The following is a 15,844-nucleotide window of genomic DNA, read 5'->3' as shown; positions in this document are numbered from 1 at the left end:
TAAAAATGAAGAGTTTTGTAGCTACAATTTAATTTTTAAAAAATATGAAAGGTTTTAACATTTTACTTGTGTTTTTATTTACAGGTTTTACTGCATTTGGGCAAAATAATACAGTGAATATTGATGCTAAGAGCTCATTTGGAGCTTCTTTTACTGAAATAGATGTGGTAAGTATGGACAAAATGTTGGAAAAATACGAAAAGCTTAAGGTAAAAGATAGCGTTTCAGTCAAATTTAAGGGCAAGGTTTTGGAGGTTTGTCAAGCAAAAGGATGTTGGATGACCTTACAACTCAATGATGGTAATGAAGCAATGGTACGCTTTAAGGATTATGGTTTTTTTATGCCAAAGGATATTAGCGGTAAGGAAGTTGTTGTAAATGGTTTGGCCTTTGTTGAAGAAATGAGTGTGGACGACCAAAAACACTTTGCAAAGGATGGAGGTGCCACCCAAGAGGAAATAGCCAGGATTAAGGAACCAAAACGTACGTTTGGTTTTGAGGCAAGTGGTGTTCTCTTAAAAAATTAGTTTGAAAAGGGAAATCATTACTACAGGGGACGGTTCTAAAACCATACAAATCCAGGACTGGAACGAACAGTACCACTCCAAGCATGGAGCTATAAAGGAGGCATATCATGTATTTATAAAAAACGGTCTGGAATTGTTCCAAGGACAATCCATTAAAATTTTAGAAATAGGTTTAGGAACTGGACTTAACGCATTTATTACATTGCTAGAAGCACCAGGGAGAAAACTCGAAATTAACTATACAGGTGTTGAGGCTTACCCCGTTGAGGAAAATGAAATAAAAGAGCTCAATTATGTTTCGGAATTGGATGCTGATACACACAAGGAGTCTTTTATTTTGATTCACCAATCTCCTTGGGAAAGGACGATAACTCTAAAACCGTACTTCAAATTAAAAAAGGAAAAGAAGGATTTTCAGGATATTGAAAGTGTACATAAATTTAACTTGATCTATTTTGATGCTTTTGGTGCCCGGGTGCAACCTGAGTTATGGACGGCTCTAATTTTTCAGAAGATGTATAATGCACTCCTGACAGGTGGGGTTTTAGTCACTTATGCTGCTAAGGGAAGTGTACGCAGAGCTATGCAGGAAGTTGGGTTTGATGTTGAAAGGCTACCTGGCCCACCAGGAAAAAGGGAGATGTTAAGGGCAACCAAACCAAACTAGCAGCATAACTTTCGGTTAATTACTCTTAAAAAGCGACAATCTTTGTTAAATCGAAATTAAACCCATAACCACGCTGTTAAGAATATAATATCTTTGAGATATGAAGATATTGATAACAGGAGCGACGGGATTAGTAGGAACAGAATTGGTATCTCAGTGTCGAGCTAAAGGATACATAGTCAATTTTTTAACTACCAGTAAGAGTAAATTGGTGTCTGAGCCTGAGTTAAAAGGGTTTTATTGGAATCCTACTAAAAACGAAATAGATATTAGGTGTTTTGAAGGTGTTTCTGCAATTATAAATTTGGCAGGAACCAGTATTTCAAAAAGATGGACATCAAGCAATAAGAAACAAATTCTTAATAGCAGAATTGATTCTTTGGAAACCTTATATCAGGCTATAAATCAACTGCCGACCCATGCTATAAAATCGATTATTTCTGCGTCAGCTATTGGAATATATCCGAATTCTCTTTCCAATTATTATGAGGAGGATGAGAAAAAGGTCGACGACAGCTTTCTCGGGCGCGTGGTTGTTGAATGGGAGGAAAGGGCAGAAAAATTGAAAAGTTTAGGACTTATTGTGTCAAAAATCAGAATAGGTTTAGTATTGTCGGATAAGGGTGGTGCATTACCGCAAATGGCCAAGCCTGTGAAATTTTATGTAGGTGCGGCATTTGGCTCCGGTCTTCAATGGCAGTCATGGATCCATTTATCTGATTTAGCACGAATCTTTCTTTTCGTACTAGAAAATGAACTAGAAGGTGTTTTTAATGGTGTTTCGCCTAACCCAGTTAATAACAACAGGCTGATTAAAGAAATCGCCAAGGTTCTAAACCGTCCTTTAGTCTTGCCAAATATCCCAAAAATACTTATGAAAACAATACTTGGCGAAATGTCATATCTTCTTTTTGCAAGTCAAAGGGTGAGTAGCAAAAAAATAGAGGAAGAAGGATTTGTTTTCGAGTATCAGAACATTTGTTCGGCTTTAAAAGACATTTATCAGGAATCAGACTCCAGCCATAAAATATCCAAAGAAATAACTGAGGAATATGCGTCATAGGACATAACGAAATCTTAAGGAAAAATCTATAAATCCGCTTTTGGCGGATTTTTTTATAAACTTTGATGACATTTTGACATTTTTAAAGATTTGGCAGTACTTTTGCCGACTCAAATCGGAAGATAATAAGTCGTAAATCATGAGTGATAAGAATAAAACCGAAAATATAGAGGAGGAACTTTCTCAGGATCAAGTTTTGGAACAGGAAGAAATGGAGAACGATGTAAATGAGGAAGAAATGCAAGAAGAAGAAATTTCTGAAGAAGAACGATTGAAAGAGGAGCTTGGAAAGGAAAAGGATAAATTTTTAAGGCTTTTTGCGGAATTTGAGAATTATAAGAAAAGAACTTCCAAAGAGCGCATGGATTTGTTTAAGACAGCGGGTCAAGAAGTAATTGTATCCCTTTTACCTGTTTTGGATGACTTCGACAGGGCCTTAAAGGAACTTTCCAAATCAGAGGATACCGAAATGTTCAAAGGTGTGGAACTGATAAAGGTAAAGTTTAGGGAAACACTTAAGGCAAAGGGACTGCAAGAGGTGGAAGTAGAAGTGGGTGATACTTTTGATGCTGAAATTCATGAAGCTATTACACAAATCCCCGCGCCAAAGGAGAGTATGAAGGGTAAAGTAATTGATGTTATTGAAAAGGGCTTTAAGTTGGGTGATAGAATAATAAGGCATCCAAAAGTGGTAGTTGGAAACTAAAAAAGGAATATGAAGGAAGATTTTTATGAAATACTTGGTGTAAGTAAGAGTGCATCTGCCGCTGAAATAAAAAAGGCTTACAGGAAAAAGGCTTTACAGTACCATCCAGATAAAAATCCTGGCGATACCAAAGCGGAGGAGATGTTCAAGAAATCTGCGGAGGCATATGAGGTATTGAGTGACCCGAATAAAAAGTCAAAATATGACCAATTTGGTCATGCAGCCTTTGAAGGCGGTGGTTTCGGCGGAGGTGGAATGAATATGGATGATATATTCAGCCAATTTGGGGATATTTTTGGTAGTGCCTTTGGAGGTGGAGGTTTTAGCGGATTCGGAGGATTTGGTGGCGGTGGCCAGAGAAGAGTTAAAGGAAGTAATCTTAGAATCCGGGTAAAATTAAATTTGGAGGAGATTGCCAATGGGGTCGAGAAGAAAGTAAAGGTTAGAAGAAAAATCCAAGCGGAGGGTGTAACTTATAAAACGTGTACTACGTGTAACGGTAGAGGGCAGGTTACTAAAGTGCAAAATACAATTTTGGGTAGAATGCAAACGGCGGCAACCTGCAGTGCATGTGGAGGAAGTGGTCAAATACTGGATGGAAAGCCAGGAGATGCGGACGCCCAAGGTTTAAAAGTTTCCGAAGAAACGGTATCAATTAATATACCTGCAGGTGTGGAAGAGGGGATGCAACTAAAGGTTCCTAATAAAGGTAATGATGCGCCTGGAAATGGTGTTCCTGGGGACTTGTTGGTTGCAATTGAGACTCATGAACATGAAACGTTAAAACGTGAAGGGGATAACCTTCATTACGATTTGTATATAAGTATTTCTGATGCCATTCTAGGTACATCCAAGGAAATCGATGCTGTAGGTGGTAAGGTAAGAATTAAATTGGAACCAGGAATACAATCAGGCAAAATTTTAAGGTTACGAGGTAAAGGTATCTCAAGTCTAAATGGTTACGGCAGTGGGGATCTTTTGGTGCATGTGAACGTTTGGACCCCTAAGGAGTTGAATAAGGAACAAAGGGATTTCTTTGAACGTATGCAGGGTAGTGAAAACTTTGAGCCCAAGCCTGAGAAATCGGATAAATCATTTTTTGAAAAAGTAAAAGATATGTTCTCTTAAATGCTAAAAAATTTGGTGTTTAAATAAAAAACGTATATTTGAAACAATATTGGGAAACCAATATTAATTTTCTTTTTCATAGCAATTTTTTTCCCATCCTTGATTCTTTTGAGGGTGGGTTTTGTTTTTAGCCCTATTTAGTTTCCCATTTTTTTCTTGTAAAAAGGAAAAATTGTGGTAGTAACAATATTATTTTTAAACATAGGCCTATTTCCTTCGAACGGCGTGCGGTCTTTAAGGATAAATAAAATTGCAGATGAAAACATTTCAATATCTTTGAACAAATCGCTTACATGAATCATATTTTGGTTGCAAATAAGGTCTCCAAAAGCTATGGTGGCCACACTGCTTTGCAAAATGTTTCCATAGAAATCCCCAAGAATAGTATTTATGGTTTATTAGGGCCAAACGGTGCTGGTAAAACCACGCTAATTCGAATCATAAATCAAATAACTTACCCAGATCAGGGTGAACTTCTTTTTGAAGGGCAGCCTTTAAAAGCCGAACATATTTCCCAAATTGGTTATTTGCCAGAGGAAAGAGGTTTGTATAAGAGTATGAAGGTAGGTGAACAAGCTTTGTATTTGGCTCAGTTAAAAGGCTTGTCTAAAACTGATGCAAAACAAAAATTAAAGTATTGGTTTGATCGATTGGAGATTGGCGATTGGTGGAACAAGAAAATTCAAGAACTTTCCAAAGGGATGGCACAAAAAATACAATTCATTGTAACGGTGCTCCATGAACCCAAACTCTTAATCTTTGATGAACCCTTTAGTGGATTTGATCCCATCAACGCGAACACAATCAAAGATGAAATCTTAAAGTTAAAAGAGAACGGAACATCAATTATATTTTCCACGCACCGAATGGAATCCGTGGAGGAGTTATGTGAGTACATAGCCCTGATACATCGGTCTGAGAAAATTTTGGACGGTAAACTATCCGATATAAAAGAAGCGTACAAGAAAAATATATTCAAGGTTGCACTTGAAACTCAATACCCAATGGAGTTATTAGGACAGTTAAAAAAGGGTTTTCAAGTTTTGAATTCAGAATTCGAGGCCAATCAACTTAGTTTTTCGGTACAATTGCCATCAAGTAACTCAGGCGAATTGTTGAGCTTATTGGGTTCAAAGGGCAACATAAAAAACTTTACAGAGACCATACCCTCCACAAACGAAATATTTATTAGAACGGTAGAAAGCAAAGGTATCGCCCATGAGTAAATTACTGCTGATCATCAAAAGAGAATACTTGGCCAAAGTAAGGAATAAGTCTTTTGTAATAATGACTTTTCTAAGTCCTTTCCTAATGGTAGGTATGATAGTCCTTATTGCCTACCTGACCAAGCTTAACGATAACGAGAAAAGGGTGATTGCAGTCCTAAACGAAAGCGATTTCTTTTCAAATGAATTCATAACCTCGGAGAGTACTTCTTTTGTCAAGTTTAGGGATATTTCTTTAGAGCAAGCTAAGGATTCAACAATGAACATGGGGTATTATGGATTGGTCTATTTGCCCAATGAAAACAATTTAGAGCAAGTTAGCCAGAGGTCTTTTTTCTATAGTAAGGAGGCTCCTAGTACAAATGCCCTTGAACGCCTGGAACGTATTTTTAAGGAGCGATTAAAGCAGGAGCGACTTCGCGAGTTTGGAATTTCTGCCAGTGAGTATGCCGAAATGGATAATGAGTACGAATTGAATATTTCCACCTATGATGGGGAACATAATTTAAAGGGTATTAATGAAATAAAGGCCATCATTGGAGGAGGCTTTGGTTATTTGATTATGATGTTCATTATTATTTATGGAGGCTTTGTAATGCGGAGTGTTATCGAGGAAAAAACCAGTAGAATTATTGAGGTAATTATATCTTCCGTTAAGCCGTTTCAACTAATGCTTGGTAAAATAATTGGTACTTCATTGGCTGGTATTACTCAATTCGGTATATGGATAATATCTGGAGGGGTATTACTATTCGTAGCCATGGCCCTATTCGATATTGATCCCACAAGTATTTCCGAAGGAGGTATGAGTCCTGGAATTGGAAATACACCTAATCCTATAACTTCCTCCGCAGATACAACGATGCTCCTTTATGCGCAGGAGATTTTGGATATTCCGTGGGTACTTTTAATTTTCTTCTTTATCATATATTTCATTTTGGGTTATTTAATATATAGTTCTATTTATGCTGCCATAGGTGCTGCGGTAGACAATGAAACGGATACACAGCAATTTATATTTCCAATAATTTTGCCCCTCATGTTGGCTATTTATGTTGGCTTCTTTTCCGTGTTCAGCAATCCACATGGTCCTATAGCGGTCGGGTTTTCTTTATTTCCGCTTACCTCTCCAATTGTTATGCTTATGCGTCTTCCCGGTGGTATAGGGGAGGGAGGCGTTCCAATATGGCAGCTGATATCATCTATTTTGATTTTAATAGCTACCTTTATTGGTATCGTTTGGCTGGCGGCAAAAATATATAGGGTTGGGATACTGATGTACGGTAAAAAGCCGAGCTACAAGGAGTTGATTAAATGGCTTAAATATTAATCATGGCTCAGGAGGAAAAGGAAAAACTAAAGGAAATTATTGAAGAGGATATCTGGGGATCTATCAAAGAATTTCTAGACCTTGGATTTCACTACACCACAGGTGACAAGTCTATTCATATCACTATAGGGTTATTGTTAGTACTAACACTGGCCTTCGTAGTAACCAGTTTTTTTCTGCAGTGGATTCGTAAGCTGTTCACAAGAAGGATGGAATCCGAGGATAAACTGAAGTTTGTAAGCATCTTCAAATTTATTAAGTACGTAGTCTATATTCTGGTGATACTTTTTACGATGAGCGCTGCGGGAATTGATATTACCATACTAATCACCGCATCAGCAGCACTTTTTGTAGGACTTGGACTGGCTTTACAGGAACTATTTCAAGATATTATAGGAGGTATTTTCATCATAGTAGATAAATCACTCAGGGTGGGTGACATTATTGAGGTGGACCAAAAGGTAGGTAAGGTATTTGAAATAAAGCTTAGAACAACACGTGCAATAACAAGAGATGATAAAATTATTATCATACCCAATCACCACTTCATCAGTGATATTGTATATAACTACACCCAAAATCATAAAACTACAAGGGAGAGCGTAAAAGTAGGGGTCGCCTACGGAAGTGATGTTCAACTTGTAACCAATATTTTGGAATCTATTGTAAAGGGGCAAAGGGGTGTATTAAAAAGCCCCAAACCATTCGTGCTTTTCGAAGATTTCGGTGATTCTGCTCTATTATTTTCTTTAAGCTTTTATATAGGTGATAGCTTCTCTGACCCAAGAATAAAAAGTGATTTGCGATATAAAATCGATGCAGCTTTCAGGGAAAATAAAGTTACCATACCATTTCCTCAAAGAGATGTGCATATTTTCCAACAGGCTCCATTTCAGCATAGTAATGTCCAAAAAGATATCAATAAGTAATGAGCAGGTTTAAATGGTTCCTGTTTATAGTAATAATTGCATACTATACCGGTTGGGGTCAAACACCGGATGTTTTTAGGGCGGAATATATGTTAATGCCTGAAAATAGGGCTGGTGTAGAAACTTCTAGGATAAAGTTACTTGCAAATATCCCTATTCCTGTTCGTGGAAAAAAGGACTATGTGGTCGTTGGTAGTGAATATAATCGATACAATTTTGAAGTACCTGATACTCTGTTTACAGACTCCGGGGATTTAAAGAAACTACATATCATAGATGTAAACCTTGCTTATGTATACAAACTTACGGAGGAATGGCGGTTGGTCGGGGTTGTAACACCAAGGTGGTCCTCAAATTTTGTTGAGGAATTGCAAGAAGATGATTTTAATATAAATTACACCGTTGGCGCGTATCAGGATAAAAAAAATGTAGAAAAACCCTTTAGGCTGGTTTTAGGGCTATCTTATAATTCTACCTCACCCGTGCAAGTTCCGTTACCCGTACTATATTATGAAAAACGTTTTCGTCCTAATTGGTCCTATGTTTTAGGAGTGCCAAAATCAGGAATGAAATATTTTACCCCAAAAGGACATTTTCTACAAACTGAGTTGTTTTTAGACGGGTATTATGTTAATATTCAGAATAATATTTTGCTTTCGGGGAATACGCTTTCTACGGATGTATCGTACACGGCATTATTATTGACGCTGGGATATCAGTATAAGATAACAAAGGATATGTCCATATATCTCGTAGGTGGTCATTCACTTTTTCAAAATGGGGCCTTAAGAGATAATGAACGACAGGATATTTTTACGTTGAACGATGAAGCTGGATTATATTTTAGAACTGGTTTCAGAATAGGAATTTAAAAAGAAGTTATGTCAAAAATTTTAGTAATAGAAGATGAAGCGGCAATTAGAAGGGTATTGGTTAAAATCCTTTCGGAAGAAAGTGATGCTTATATGGTGGAGGAAGCCGAAGATGGTCTAAAGGGGCTGGAAACAATAAAAAATAATGACTACGACCTGGTCTTATGCGATATTAAAATGCCTAAAATGGATGGTGTTGAGGTATTGGAAGCTGCAAGAAAAATTAAGCCAGAAATACCCTTTATTATGATTTCCGGGCACGGAGATTTAGATACTGCTGTAAACACAATGCGATTGGGAGCTTTCGATTATATATCCAAACCGCCCGATTTAAATCGGTTATTGACAACTGTTCGAAATGCCCTGGACCGAAAGGATTTAGTGGTTGAAAACAAAATTCTAAAAAAGAAAGTCAGTAAAAATTATGAAATGATTGGGGAAAGCGATGAGATTTCCGCAATAAAAGATATAATAGAAAAAGTCGCACCAACTGATGCAAGGGTTCTTATCACGGGTGCTAACGGAACTGGAAAGGAATTAGTGGCTCATTGGTTGCATGAGAAGAGTTCCCGCAGTAAAGCTCCATTTATTGAAGTGAACTGTGCTGCGATTCCTTCCGAGTTAATCGAGAGTGAGTTGTTCGGCCATGTTAAAGGGGCGTTTACCTCAGCAGTAAAAGATAGGGCCGGGAAATTTGAAGCGGCCAATAAGGGTACTATATTTTTGGATGAAATCGGGGATATGAGTCTTTCCGCACAAGCTAAGGTACTAAGGGCCTTACAGGAAAATAAAATATCAAGGGTAGGTACTGACAAGGATATTAAAGTAGATGTTAGGGTACTCGCTGCCACAAATAAAAACCTACAGAAGGAGATAGAGGACGGCAGGTTTCGCGAGGACCTTTATCACAGATTAGCCGTTATTTTAATAAAGGTACCTAGCCTCAATGAAAGAAGGGGTGATATTCCCTTGTTAATCAATCACTTTTCAGAGAAAATTACTAAGGAACAGGGTATGCCCGCCAAAACATTTTCCGATAAGGCAACAGGGCTATTGAAAGCCTATGATTGGACAGGTAATATAAGAGAGCTTAGAAATGTGGTTGAGAGACTCATTATTTTAGGAGGTGAAGAAGTGTCCGAAGAGGACGTAAAGCTTTTTGCCAGTAAATAGTCCTGGAATTATTTGCTTACACAATCGTTAAGCAGCTCCATAGCGCCAAGGGTAATCTCTTTTGTCCTTAAATAATAATACTTTTTACCTTCGGTGAGGGTTTCACTAAGGAGTTGATTTTCGCATTGTTCAACGATGTTTTTTGTGAAACTGTGGGCTTCTTTACAATCCACGGTTTCCACAACCGTGTTTAATGAATTCCTGTATTTTTCTAAAGATTGGTCAATTTTCGTGTAGATTGCCTTTACAGGTTTATACGTGGTAGAATTACCATTTTCGAATTCCTTGGAAGTTATTTCGTTACTCCGGGCTGTACTGACATTTCTGTGAAATTCATGCTCCTTTAGTTGGTTTAGACTTTCTATAGTACTTTCCAGCGACATCGATAACAAATCCTTTGCAACATCTATGTTCTCCTCCTTCGTGGCTAATTTTAAATTTTTAATACTATTCTGGAGTCCTTCCTCCGCAAATATACAGCCGCAATTGGATAGTTTTTTTTCAGTTTTTTGAATTGCGCTTATCGCTTTAAAGGCATGATATCTCAAAATATTTATATCAATATTTTCCAAAGCCTTTTCCGTTTGTGATTTTACAAAATCAATATTAGCACCGGCGTATTGGCATTCCTTATCACTTTTAAACGAAGTAAGCGATAACAAAACTAGAAGCAGTGAAAGGGTTCTATATGTTTTGGACATAGATAGGCGTATTAAGTTGTAAAATTTGGGACTTTACAGCGGTAAAATTAAGTATTGAAAGTTGTGGTTTATTATTTTTTCGACCGAATACCTTACTCGCTCGTTTATCGGACAAATAGCACATTTCCCTTGGTAAAGCACTATTTTTTTTAACATTTGAGAACGGTTCATCGATTAAAACTTTATATTTCAGCATGGATTATATAAATACGGAGCAGTACAGGGTAAAGGGAAAACTTAAAATAGCGGATGTAGCCACCCTTGAGGATTTTGGGCGAAGTGATAAAAAATTAAAAAAAGATCTCAAAAAGATTAGGAGGGATCTTGGAGAATTTCAGGATACACTTTATGCCCATAACAAGTATAGCGTCCTAATCTGTCTTCAAGGAATGGATACGGCGGGAAAAGATAGTTTAATACGAGAAGTTTTCAAGGACTTTAATGTAAGAGGCGTACAGGTACATAGTTTTAAGGTACCCACCGAATTGGAATTGGACCACAATTACCTATGGCGTCATTATTTGGCACTACCTGCCAAGGGTAAATTTGGAGTATTTAATAGAACACATTACGAGAATGTACTCGTAACTAGAGTTCATCCGGAGTATATTTTAAGTGAACGTATTCCAGGTATTCATGAGGTGGAAGATATTGATGAAAAATTCTGGGAAAAAAGGTTCGAGCAGATTAATAATTTTGAAAGGCATCTCCATGAGAATGGTACTATAATCTTTAAGTTTTTCCTTAATCTTTCTAAAGAAGAACAACGTCAGAGGCTTTTAAGAAGGCTCTCCATACGAGAAAAGCATTGGAAATTTTCTCCAGGAGATTTAAAGGAAAGAAAGCTTTGGAATAAGTATAGATATTGCTATGAAGAAGCCATTAACAATACAACCAAAGAACATGCTCCATGGTATACCATTCCTGCGGATAATAAAAAGGCGGCCCGTGTCATCGTAGCCAAGATACTTTTAGAAAGGTTAAAAAAGTATAAAGATATCAAGGAGCAGGTGCTGGAAGATGAAATAATGGCTAATTTAGACGCTTATGAAAATCAACTACGTAGTGAAAAGGAAGATTGATCTAATCCTAATTTGTTTTATTTTTATTCAACTGGGACATGCCCAAAAGACCGATGAAGAACAAATAAAGGCTATTTATAATACAGCACTTACAAAAGGTAAGTCCTATGATTGGCTTAACTATCTATCTAACCAGATTGGAGGACGATTGTCGGGTTCAATTCAAGCGCAGAGGGCAGTCAACTATACCAAACAACAGTTAGACTCAATAGGTTTGGATAATGTTTGGTTACAACCGGTTATGGTTCCCAAATGGGTGCGGGGAACTCCTGAATTTGCTTACTTTGAAACATCGCCCGGGGTTACTACAAATATTCCAATTGTCGCACTCGGGGGGTCAGTGCCAACGCCTCCTACCGGGGTTAAATCGGAACTAATCGAGGTCAGAGCTATTGAGGAATTGGCTGAACTAGGAGAGGAAAAAATCAAAGGGAAAATTGTTTTTTACAATAGACCTATGGACCCCACCCAAATAAACACTTTTTCGGCTTATTCGGGATGTGTGGACCAACGTTATGCAGGTGCAATGGAAGCTGCAAAATATGGTGCTTTGGGTGTAATTGTTAGGTCCATGAATTTAAGACTCGACGACTATCCGCATACGGGTTCCATGAGTTACGGGGATGTACCGGAAAACAAAAGGATACCAGCTGCGGCCATTAGTACCAATGCTGCAGAACTTTTGAGCACAACGCTTAAATTGAATCCGAGTATACAATTTTATTTTAAGCAAAATTGTAAGCAGTATGCGGACGTAGAATCCTATAATGTCATTGGTGAAATTACCGGAAGTACGTATCCAAAGGAGGTTATGGTCGTTGGAGGGCATTTAGATTCTTGGGATTTAGGTGATGGATCTCATGATGATGGAGCGGGTTGTGTTCAAAGTATGGAAGTATTGAACCTTATAAAAGAAACAGGATATAAACCGAAGAGGACCATAAGAGTTGTCTTATTTATGAATGAGGAAAATGGATTAAGGGGAGGTACAGAATATGCTAAAGTAGCTGAAAGTAAGAGTGAGATGCATATTTTTGCCCTAGAAAGCGATTCAGGTGGATTTACACCGCGTGGTTTTACTTTTGATGGACCGGATTCCAGTTTGGAAAAAATTAAGAGTTGGCAGGGGCTATTTGAGCCTTATCTTGTTCATATGTTCAAAAAAGGGGGAAGCGGTGCCGATATTGGACCGTTAAAGAATGAAAATATAATGCTTGCTGGATTACGGCCAGATTCCCAACGCTATTTCGATTATCATCATGCTGAAAATGATACCTTTGAACATGTAAATAAAAGGGAGTTGGAATTAGGTGCAGCATCTATGACAAGTTTAATTTACCTTGTTGATAAGTACGGCTTAACTCTGGAAAACTAAGTCTGTATTCATTGAAATTAGAATGCCAACTACCAACTTTTATGTAACTTTGCGGCTCATTTAAAAATAGTAAAATGGAAGACGGATTATACGCAAAGTTCAATACTTCAAAGGGCGAAATATTGGTAAAACTTACCTATGATAAAACGCCGGGAACAGTTGGAAATTTTGTGGCCTTGGCCGAAGGTAAAAAGAAAAATTCGGTAAAAGACTTAGGAGAACCTTATTATGATGGATTGAAATTTCATAGGGTAATTCCCGATTTTATGGTTCAGGGAGGTTGTCCACAAGGAACGGGTACTGGCGATGCCGGTTATAAATTTGATGATGAGTTTCATCCTGAATTAAAGCACAGCGGTCCTGGGGTATTATCAATGGCAAATGCAGGACCTGGAACTAATGGCAGTCAATTTTTTATAACCCATGTGCCTACTCCGTGGTTAGATGGAAAGCACACTGTTTTTGGAAATGTTGCTGCTGGACAGGAAGTGGTAGACGACATAGCCCAAGGGGATACCATTGAATCTCTTGAAATTCTTAGGGTCGGGGAGGAAGCTAAAGCATGGGATGCTGTTAAGGCCTTTGATTCATTTGTAGCATCGAAAGAGGAACGATTAGCGGCTGCAAAAGCTGCACAAGCTGCTGCGTTGGATAAAATTTCTTCTGGATTCGATGAGACAGAATCCGGACTTCGATATAAGATGATTCAAAAAGGAGATGGACCGAAAGCGGAAAAGGGAAAGAAAGTAGCTGTTCATTATGAAGGTTCCTTAACCGACGGTCAGGTATTCGATTCTTCTTATAAAAGGAATTCACCCATTGAATTTCAATTGGGAATAGGTCAAGTTATTCCAGGTTGGGACGAAGGTATCTCGTTATTGCAAGTTGGTGATAAGGCCCGTTTTGTAATACCCTCTGAGTTGGCTTATGGAAGTGCGGGTGCCGGAGGTGTTATCCCTCCAGATGCCACACTTATTTTCGATGTGGAATTGATGAGGGTTGGATAACCTTTCTTTAATTGATAAATACAAGAAACCTCTGGTCTTAAACAGAGGTTTTTTATTTTTTGCTATGGTAGCTGGCAAACAATAAGATAGCATTGAACAAAACCAGCAACATAATTATAGCTAAGAATATTTTCATGGGGAATAGGGATAAAAGGTTAGCCAAAATGTTTCCTTCTCTAAATGGATAACAATTTGTTCTTTGAAAACCCTACTTTGTGATATATAAAGTGTTTAATTTTTTTTCTTTCTCAAACTAGTTGCCAACATAGCTATATTAACGAGTATAAGAAGAAGAAGTACGCCGAAAAAAGTATTCATAGGTCAGTTTTATATTGGGGAAACTGAGATTGTTTAATAGAGAGATTCAAAAGGTTTAAAAGGTTGCGTTGATTTTTATTAAAAATAAAAGCCCGGAAAAAATCCGGGCTTTAGAACTATAAAAAAGTTTATACGTTACCTAGTCAACAACTTTCACATTAACGGCGTTCAATCCTTTTTTACCTTGTTGTAGTTCAAATTCTACAACATCACCTTCACGAACTTCGTCGATTAAGCCAGAAATGTGTACAAAATGATCTGTGTTTGAACCATCTTCAGTGATGAAACCATAACCTTTGGAATCGTTGAAGAATTTTACTGTTCCTTTACTCATAATAGAAAAAATTATATATTAATTAAAGCGCGAAGATAGTACATAAATATTTAATTAATAGCTTTTTACAACGTTATCTTAATATTAAGGATTTCAGCAATATATAACGGCAAGGCCTTAATCTATTAATTATGCAGTTGGGTCAGGTGTCATTCTCAAATAAGGTTTTATTTCTTCGACACCTTTGGTAAACATTTCCTTGGCCTCATCAGTTGAAATTGCTGGGCTTACGACAACATCGTTGCCATGTTCCCAATTAGCAGGTGTTGCCACCTTGTGATACGCTGTTAGCTGTAATGAATCTATCACTCTTAGTAACTCGTAAAAATTTCTTCCTGTAGAGGCTGGATAAGTAAGAATCAGTTTTACGGATTTATCCGGTGCAATAATAAATACGGAACGCACCGTAAGATTGCTATCCGCTTTTGGGTGAATCATATCGTAGAGTGTGGAGACTTTTTTGTCCTCATCCGCAATTATGGGAAAGTTGACTGTTGTCTTCTGTACCTCGTTAATATCCTTGATCCATTCGTTGTGTGATGCCGCACCGTCTACGCTTAGCGCCAACATTTTCACATTTCTTTTATCAAATTCCGGTTTAAAGTTCGCTGCGGTTCCCAGTTCAGTGGTGCAAACAGGAGTAAAGTCTGCAGGGTGAGAGAACAATATTCCCCAACTATCTCCTAAATAATCATATAAATTTATAGTTCCCATTGAACTGTCCGCTGTAAAATCCGGTGCTTTATCACCTAATCGTATTGTTGCCATTTTATTTTATTTTTAATAACCCTATAAAATTACTAGATTATTAATAGTATTAAGGGAATATTAAGGTTAAAAGTCTATTAAAGTTTTTAAATTTAAGAAATGGAAGATTTGGAAAAATTGCGCTACCCCATAGGACATTTTCATTGTCCAAAGGTCATTACAAAGGAGTATAGGGAATCTTGGATAAGGGAATTAGAACACTTACCAGAGAAACTGAGTGGCCTAGTGCTGAAATTGGATGAGGAACAGTTGGAAACTCCTTATAGACAAGATGGTTGGACGGTCCGGCAATTGGTTCATCATATTGCAGACAGCCATCACCATAGCTATACCCGATTCAAATGGGCACTTACAGAAGAAGAACCTCTAATCAAGGCCTATGAGGAAAAGAAATGGAGCAATTTGTTTGATTCCCGAACCGCTCCAATAGAAATTTCCCTAGATTATTTACTGGCGCTTCATACAAAACTAGTTTATTTGTTAAAAGGTTTAAGTGAATCGGACTTCAACAAGGGCTACATGCATCCTGATGGAGATACTAAGGTTACCGTGGCAGAAAATATTGGCAAATATGCCTGGCATGGCAATCATCATTTCGCCCATATTGAGAATTTAGCAATAAGAAAGGGTTGGTAGGA

General features: G+C 37.6%; 17 protein-coding genes. 14 read left to right on the top strand and 3 right to left on the bottom strand.

Annotated features, from left to right (window positions below; translation table 11 throughout):
• Positions 1-44: 44 nt before the first annotated feature.
• The 10 genes from PP182_RS16855 to PP182_RS16810 all read left to right on the top strand — a co-directional run bounded on the left by PP182_RS16855 (position 45) and on the right by PP182_RS16810 (position 9,621).
• The gene (locus tag PP182_RS16855; protein WP_272652437.1) at positions 45-527 is read left to right on the top strand and encodes a DUF4920 domain-containing protein; all 483 of its coding nucleotides are present in this window, start codon (positions 45-47) and stop codon (positions 525-527) included.
• Between the two features lies 1 nt (position 528).
• Positions 529-1,194, top strand: coding sequence for a tRNA (5-methylaminomethyl-2-thiouridine)(34)-methyltransferase MnmD (mnmD, locus tag PP182_RS16850; protein WP_272652436.1), 666 nt, complete (start codon positions 529-531; stop codon positions 1,192-1,194).
• 100 nt (positions 1,195-1,294) lie between these two features.
• Positions 1,295-2,257: a TIGR01777 family oxidoreductase gene (locus PP182_RS16845; RefSeq protein ID WP_272652435.1), complete on the top strand. Its 963-nt coding sequence runs from the start codon at positions 1,295-1,297 to the stop codon at positions 2,255-2,257.
• A gap of 139 nt (positions 2,258-2,396) precedes the next feature.
• Positions 2,397-2,963: a nucleotide exchange factor GrpE gene (locus PP182_RS16840; protein WP_272652434.1), complete on the top strand. Its 567-nt coding sequence runs from the start codon at positions 2,397-2,399 to the stop codon at positions 2,961-2,963.
• A gap of 9 nt (positions 2,964-2,972) precedes the next feature.
• A complete protein-coding gene (gene dnaJ / locus PP182_RS16835; RefSeq protein ID WP_272652433.1) occupies positions 2,973-4,091 on the top strand; it encodes a molecular chaperone DnaJ in 1,119 nt (372 codons plus the stop codon).
• Between the two features lie 293 nt (positions 4,092-4,384).
• Positions 4,385-5,317, top strand: a complete 933-nt coding sequence (locus PP182_RS16830) for an ABC transporter ATP-binding protein (RefSeq protein ID WP_272652432.1) — start codon at positions 4,385-4,387, stop codon at positions 5,315-5,317.
• Positions 5,310-6,647: an ABC transporter permease gene (locus tag PP182_RS16825; RefSeq protein ID WP_272652431.1), complete on the top strand. Its 1,338-nt coding sequence runs from the start codon at positions 5,310-5,312 to the stop codon at positions 6,645-6,647. Before PP182_RS16830 ends, PP182_RS16825 begins: the two co-directional genes overlap by 8 nt.
• Before the next feature lie 2 nt (positions 6,648-6,649).
• Positions 6,650-7,576 carry a mechanosensitive ion channel family protein gene (locus tag PP182_RS16820; RefSeq protein ID WP_272652430.1) on the top strand — a complete coding sequence of 309 codons (927 nt, stop codon included), beginning with the start codon at positions 6,650-6,652 and terminating at the stop codon, positions 7,574-7,576.
• Positions 7,576-8,448 (top strand): DUF6268 family outer membrane beta-barrel protein, encoded by an 873-nt coding sequence (locus tag PP182_RS16815; RefSeq protein ID WP_272652429.1) that lies wholly within the window; start codon positions 7,576-7,578, stop codon positions 8,446-8,448. The genes PP182_RS16820 and PP182_RS16815 overlap by 1 nt, the downstream gene beginning before the upstream one ends.
• A 9-nt stretch (positions 8,449-8,457) precedes the next feature.
• Positions 8,458-9,621, top strand: a complete 1,164-nt coding sequence (locus PP182_RS16810) for a sigma-54-dependent transcriptional regulator (protein ID WP_272652428.1) — start codon at positions 8,458-8,460, stop codon at positions 9,619-9,621.
• A gap of 8 nt (positions 9,622-9,629) precedes the next feature.
• Here PP182_RS16810 and PP182_RS16805 read toward each other — a convergent pair whose 3' ends face one another.
• Positions 9,630-10,322, bottom strand: coding sequence for a hypothetical protein (locus PP182_RS16805; RefSeq protein ID WP_272652427.1), 693 nt, complete (start codon positions 10,320-10,322; stop codon positions 9,630-9,632).
• A gap of 194 nt (positions 10,323-10,516) precedes the next feature.
• Between PP182_RS16805 and PP182_RS16800 the strand changes: the two genes are divergently transcribed.
• The 3 genes from PP182_RS16800 to PP182_RS16790 all read left to right on the top strand — a co-directional run bounded on the left by PP182_RS16800 (position 10,517) and on the right by PP182_RS16790 (position 13,786).
• On the top strand, positions 10,517-11,404 hold the full coding sequence (locus PP182_RS16800; protein ID WP_272652426.1) for a PPK2 family polyphosphate kinase: 888 nt from the start codon (positions 10,517-10,519) through the stop codon (positions 11,402-11,404).
• On the top strand, positions 11,370-12,779 hold the full coding sequence (locus PP182_RS16795) for a M28 family peptidase (protein ID WP_272652425.1): 1,410 nt from the start codon (positions 11,370-11,372) through the stop codon (positions 12,777-12,779). Before PP182_RS16800 ends, PP182_RS16795 begins: the two co-directional genes overlap by 35 nt.
• Positions 12,780-12,853: 74 nt before the next feature.
• Positions 12,854-13,786, top strand: a complete 933-nt coding sequence (locus PP182_RS16790; RefSeq protein ID WP_272652424.1) for a peptidylprolyl isomerase — start codon at positions 12,854-12,856, stop codon at positions 13,784-13,786.
• 457 nt (positions 13,787-14,243) lie between these two features.
• Here PP182_RS16790 and PP182_RS16785 read toward each other — a convergent pair whose 3' ends face one another.
• Both PP182_RS16785 and PP182_RS16780 read right to left on the bottom strand, forming a co-directional pair.
• On the bottom strand, positions 14,244-14,438 hold the full coding sequence (locus PP182_RS16785) for a cold-shock protein (RefSeq protein ID WP_272652423.1): 195 nt from the start codon (positions 14,436-14,438) through the stop codon (positions 14,244-14,246).
• Between the two features lie 129 nt (positions 14,439-14,567).
• Positions 14,568-15,206, bottom strand: coding sequence for a peroxiredoxin (locus tag PP182_RS16780; RefSeq protein WP_272652422.1), 639 nt, complete (start codon positions 15,204-15,206; stop codon positions 14,568-14,570).
• Positions 15,207-15,305: 99 nt separating this feature from the next.
• Here PP182_RS16780 and PP182_RS16775 point away from each other — a divergent pair, with 99 nt between their 5' ends.
• Complete coding sequence (locus tag PP182_RS16775) at positions 15,306-15,842, top strand: YfiT family bacillithiol transferase (RefSeq protein WP_272652421.1); 537 nt, start codon at positions 15,306-15,308, stop codon at positions 15,840-15,842.
• The last annotated feature ends 2 nt before the right edge of the window (positions 15,843-15,844 follow it).

Source organism: Maribacter sp. PR1 (assembly GCF_028464145.1).
Classification (GTDB): Bacteria; Bacteroidota; Bacteroidia; order Flavobacteriales; family Flavobacteriaceae; genus Maribacter.
Note: the sequence above shows the minus strand (reverse complement) of the source record. Positions and strands in the feature narration are given on the sequence as shown.